6 protein-coding genes and 1 pseudogene are annotated in these 5,039 nt (G+C 40.1%); 6 read left to right on the forward strand and 1 reads right to left on the reverse strand.

Annotated features, from left to right (window positions below):
- Together VB694_RS25190 and VB694_RS25195 are read left to right on the forward strand one after the other, a co-directional pair.
- Positions 1–926: pseudogene (locus tag VB694_RS25190) on the forward strand (hypothetical protein); the annotation flags it as partial.
- A gap of 2 nt (positions 927–928) precedes the next feature.
- The gene (locus tag VB694_RS25195) at positions 929–1,174 is read left to right on the forward strand and encodes a hypothetical protein (protein ID WP_323363060.1); all 246 of its coding nucleotides are present in this window, start codon (positions 929–931) and stop codon (positions 1,172–1,174) included.
- A 296-nt stretch (positions 1,175–1,470) separates the two neighbouring features.
- On the opposite strand, the gene VB694_RS25200 is transcribed toward VB694_RS25195, so the two are convergent.
- Positions 1,471–2,823, reverse strand: a complete 1,353-nt coding sequence (locus VB694_RS25200; protein ID WP_323363061.1) for a hypothetical protein — start codon at positions 2,821–2,823, stop codon at positions 1,471–1,473.
- Positions 2,824–3,096: 273 nt separating this feature from the next.
- On the opposite strand from VB694_RS25200, the gene VB694_RS25205 reads away from it, so the two are divergent.
- From VB694_RS25205 to VB694_RS25220, 4 genes are all read left to right on the forward strand, one after another.
- Positions 3,097–3,249, forward strand: a complete 153-nt coding sequence (locus tag VB694_RS25205) for a hypothetical protein (protein ID WP_323363062.1) — start codon at positions 3,097–3,099, stop codon at positions 3,247–3,249.
- A gap of 68 nt (positions 3,250–3,317) precedes the next feature.
- Positions 3,318–3,557 carry a hypothetical protein gene (locus tag VB694_RS25210; protein ID WP_323363063.1) on the forward strand — a complete coding sequence of 80 codons (240 nt, stop codon included), beginning with the start codon at positions 3,318–3,320 and terminating at the stop codon, positions 3,555–3,557.
- A 99-nt stretch (positions 3,558–3,656) separates the two neighbouring features.
- On the forward strand, positions 3,657–4,655 hold the full coding sequence (locus VB694_RS25215; protein WP_323363064.1) for a tyrosine-type recombinase/integrase: 999 nt from the start codon (positions 3,657–3,659) through the stop codon (positions 4,653–4,655).
- Between the two features lie 100 nt (positions 4,656–4,755).
- On the forward strand, positions 4,756–5,039 hold a 284-nt coding region (locus VB694_RS25220; RefSeq protein WP_323363065.1), incomplete at its 3' end, for a hypothetical protein.

The raw sequence follows: 5,039 nt of genomic DNA on the forward strand, positions 1-5,039 counted from the left end.
CCCCATCCGAAACCATACAGGCTATGAAAAGTGATGGAGAATTGCAACTTGATCAACTCAATGGACATCTACAAGGTGAGCTATCCCTACACCAGCACCAATTACAACTTAGCGAACTCAGAAAAGGAACTGCTAAGAATCAATTAGAAGCGGTGGAGACTCAGCAGAAGATAGATAAATTATCTGGCAAAACTAAAGCAGATAATCAGCCTAAACTATCGCCCAATGAAGAGCTAAAAAATAGTTTGATAGATGCTCTAAAAAGTCATGAAGATGGATGGTTATGGAAAATCATTAGCAGCCTAAAACCTCTATGGTTAATCGGTAATCAAGGTTCAGGGAAAACTTATACAGCAGGAGCGATCGCACTCATCAGAAAATATTGCTTAGATGCTGATATCTATTATTTAATAGACCGCCACGCCACTGGAATTAATGCCAAAGTTTGGAAGTTTCTACAAAGTCAGAATATAGCAGAAAATGAACAGGATACTATGACTGCTTTTCAAGATTTAATACGGTATTGGATGGATAGAATAAAGCAGAATCCTAGCAATAAAACCCAAACTATCATAGATGAATTTACCCACCAAAGAATGTTGATAGGTGAATTGGCTGATACTGTCTTTAAGTTATCACTCAGTGACACCAGAAAAGCCAAAAATATGTTACTGGGAATAACCCACAATGACACTAACGAATCATTTGCACCAGGAACAGAAGCTACTCGTAAAGCCGGAATGATTCTACTACAAAAATTCAGTGCTGACGGTGACACACCACTGCCTAGAGTAGTTGTCAGGTATGGGTTAGTTGATGCACAAGGGAACGAATTAAAAGACGTTGAACACACCTTACCATCATGGGTTCATCCTGAAAAGATTCATGATCACTTTAACGGTAAACCTATAAATTTTGAGGATTAAATATGCAGCTAACGGAACAGTTCAAGCTGAAAATCAATGATTGGGGTATGCAGTTTCACGAAACACAGCAGGGATTTTATCTGTATGTAGATTTGGCAGATGACGGCAAACAAGCTTATAGGCATTTTGAGAGTGAGTCAGAAGCCGAAGAATATATGAAAGATGGGTTATTTTTTGGGTATCAAGGCTTATGGGATAGATACATCAACAAAGCGCCTACATTTTGCCCTCTTGATGTTGAATTTTAATTTTAATTGGTAGGGGAATCATGCAAGAAATATTCACATTTTCGTTAAAAACTATCATTACCAGATGGGAAAATTCAGTAATTATTAATTGTGAAGATGATCAGGAGTTTATTCGGCTGGTCAAAAACCAAAGGAAAGTTTTAAATTTGATGCTCCCTGCCAAAATAATAAAGCTGGTCAGCAGGGATGGGGAAAAAGCCACCACACTATACCAGCCGGGTTATTATCATAAATAGCATTTTTAAAGGATAGATAAATTCTATCCTTTTTTTATGGCGTAAGTTGCGATCGCCTAACTAACCCTTTACAAAATATCCTTGATTTGGGTTGCCTCCAACATCAAAACCAGCGCCTTTTAAAATGTTCCTGACTCGCACCACGACTTTAGACTTCGTATTTATTTCTTCCCCTAAAATCCGTTCTAATTCCTCCTTATTAGTCTTGATTTTTTCCCCTACTCCCGAAGCCTTGATCACGTCAGCAGTTATGGGGGAGTGAATGTCAATATCTGCAAAAAATTCGATTATTTTCTGTTTTTTGTCAGTTTCTGGAGACGGATCGGTATTGGGGCGATCGCTCTCTACATCTTCCCCCGGTGGTGATTGGTGATTGGTTATTGGTGATTGGGGATTGGGAACGACGGCGGGGGGAATAGCTGCTTTTAGTTCCTGTAGTTTACTATTCAGGTTGTCTACTTGATTAGTTAACTCTTGCAGTTGACTATCTTTATTAGTTAACTCATTAGACAACTCAATTAGTTTACTATCTTTGTTAGCTAACTCACTGGTTAACTCATTTAGGCAACTGGATAAGCTGACGATATCCTCACCTCTTCTGAGATCAAAATCCATCCCATGAGAAAAACCCCCTGATGGACCGGGGACTTTCCGGTTAGCCTCGATAAAATTGATGAACTTTTTGACCTCCAATTTGTAGTTATCCACTTCGCTAGACGGCAATTTTTCCTTATGGCGTAAAGCATTCATATAAAAATCGCCAAACTGCTTTATGTACTCCAGGGAATAGGGAAAATTATCTTCCCTATTCCGTAAATTTTTTGACAAGCTGCTAACCTTGACTTGTTCGTTAGTCAACTGCTTAGTTAACTCAGTATTTAACCGTTCTAACTCCCTGATCCGCGCCTCTAATTCCTCATTGGGTAAAGATTCTGGCTTTTTTTCGGTTGCATCTCCCCCCCTGCTTTCAAGGTTATCTAAACGATTAGCCAACCCTTGTACTTGGTTAACTAACTGGTTTACTAATTCCTGTAAGGCGGTGTTACCTATTTGGTTACTATCGTTATTAGCTTTATCTTCCTTATCTGGTTTAACCTTAACGTCTCTAATGGTTTTAGCAACTTCACACAAGCGGTCATGGGTAACTTCGTATGGTTTACCAATGTAACGCTTATGTAACTTGTTATTTACTTTCTTGAAAGCATACCAATAAACCACACCACCTAAAACTTCTTTTCTGGCACGATAACTATCTTCACCACCGAAACCAGCTACAAATTTAAAACTGCTGTTATTTTCTAGCCAATTACTCCATTTATCGTTGTCAGGGTCAATTTTAATCAGGTTTCCGTTATCTGTCTCCAGATGGATATCGGTATCTATTGCCTTGTGATCAGCTTTTGCAGTTCCCATAGTAGTAACTCAAGGTAACTATAATTAGTTACCCTAACTCAAGTTACCAATAACCGTCAATAGATAACCTATAAGTAGTTACTCTATATTTTATAGTAACTTAGGGTAACTTTCTATGGGTTTACTATTGACGGTTGCTATATAGAGTTACTATACTAAGTTACATACAAGGTTAGATAACCGAGTACAAAACACAAAAGGCAACCGCCACACCGTCCAAAGTTTAGCGATCGCCTTTTGTCCATCAACCTCTATCAAAAGGATTAATGACTTATGAATAGCGTACCACAGACAAAAACTTTAACCTACGTTGACGGTCAACTTGATGCTTTACAACGTCTACTACCCCTAACAACAGAATTAGACAGTGACTACTTTAGAGGGTATCGAGACACGGTGATCAAGTACGGTGTAACTCCTTTCTAATTCCCCCAACTCCCCCACACCGGGGGATTACCAAAGCAGCTACACCAATTAGAAGGAACTAAACACCAATGACACACACCGAACGCAAGCAGATAAAACAACTGCTCAAGGATACATTCTGGCAATTCTCAACAGAAGATCCCCAAAATATCACCCCTAAACTGATCCGTTATTGGGCATCTAAAAATTTACATCCTGAGATTATAGAGGCCACTGCTATCAACTACATCGGATCAGATTTTTGGTATCGAGTTGAAAAGCTATGTTACCTCATGAAGCATCTACACTACTGGTTAACGCTTGAGTAATTACGCTTAACCCCACAATCCCTATCGTCAAGGTAGGGATTAAATAAAAAAGTTCAGCTATCGAAAAGAACCATTATCGTAATCTAAAATAGGACTACCATGAATACAATCGTACTAACAACTCATAACCTAGAATCATCACTATCTACCCCAATCGGTTCTAGGTTCACTCACATAGACTCAAGACAGGATACAGATGTGTTAAATCAATTATTAGCTGATAAACGCGCAGAAACTACAAGACGGGCATATCTAAGCGATATTAATAACTTCTTTAATACAATGACAGGTGATACAGCTAACCATGACGCTGTACTAGAGTTTTTGCATTTATCCCAAGGTCAAGCAGTAGCAACTGTACTTAAATATAAAGCTGCTTTAATAAATAAAGGTCTTAAAGAAGCAACTGTAAACCGTCGTATTGCTGCTATTAAAAGTTTGGTTGTTTTTGGGCGTAAGGTTGGGGTATGCAGCTACTCTTTAGAAGATGTCAAGGGGGAAAAATCAGCCAAGTACAGAGATACTACAGGGGTAGATGCTGATACATTTAAACTCATTCTTAAACAATGTGATACAACCACGGTCAAGGGGATTAGAGACTATGCAATATTGCGGCTGCTTTGGGGTAATGCTTTACGACGGGGGGAAGTTTCCAAAGCAAACATAGGGGATTTTGATCCTACTGCTAAGACTTTACGGATTCTAGGGAAGGGTAAGGGGACGCAATATCAAACTGTTGATCTCTCCCCTGCTACTGTAGAGGCCATCTCTAACTGGCTATCCGTGCGGGGAAGATTTACGCCGGATCTGCCTTTATTCATAGCTTTGGACAATGCCCACAAAGGACACCGATTAACGGGGGATGCAATCAGGAAAATTGTCTGTGAATATTCCCAAAATGCAGGAATAGCAAAGGCTATGAGTCCCCACAGGATAAGGCATAGTGCCATTACGGCCGCTCTTGATGCCACCGGGGGAGATGTCAGGAAGGTACAGAAATTATCACGTCATAGCAAGCTCGACACGCTGATGATTTATGATGACAACCGTAAACGAGACCAGGGGGAAATTTCCAACCTACTTGATGATTTGCTGTAATCTTTGCGGGGTAAGACTTCTAGCCTATCTTGCCCCTCGTGTGTGCGATCTCTATATCTACGCCAAAAAGCGTAAAATAGGGAAAATTACGGAAATTACCATGAAATTCCTACCCATTGCGAAAGCTTCGCTCGCCACAGGCATCGCTCTCTCACTGCTACCAATTCCCGTATTAGCACAGCCCCAAAAAACTGGCGATACCATATCAGGGCAACTAGAGCTTATAGCAGGTGGCATTGCTGGACCAGATGACAATTGCTATGGAACAAGGGGATTTAGAGATATATCTGGAATGATGCCCGTGATTATCAGAGATGAACAAGAAAAGATAATCGCCACAGGAAATACAGATGTTGGCAAGCGTCCACCTGAACACTCTAGTGG

The organism is Anabaena sp. UHCC 0451 (assembly GCF_034931405.1).
Lineage (GTDB): Bacteria > Cyanobacteriota > Cyanobacteriia > Cyanobacteriales > Nostocaceae > RDYJ01.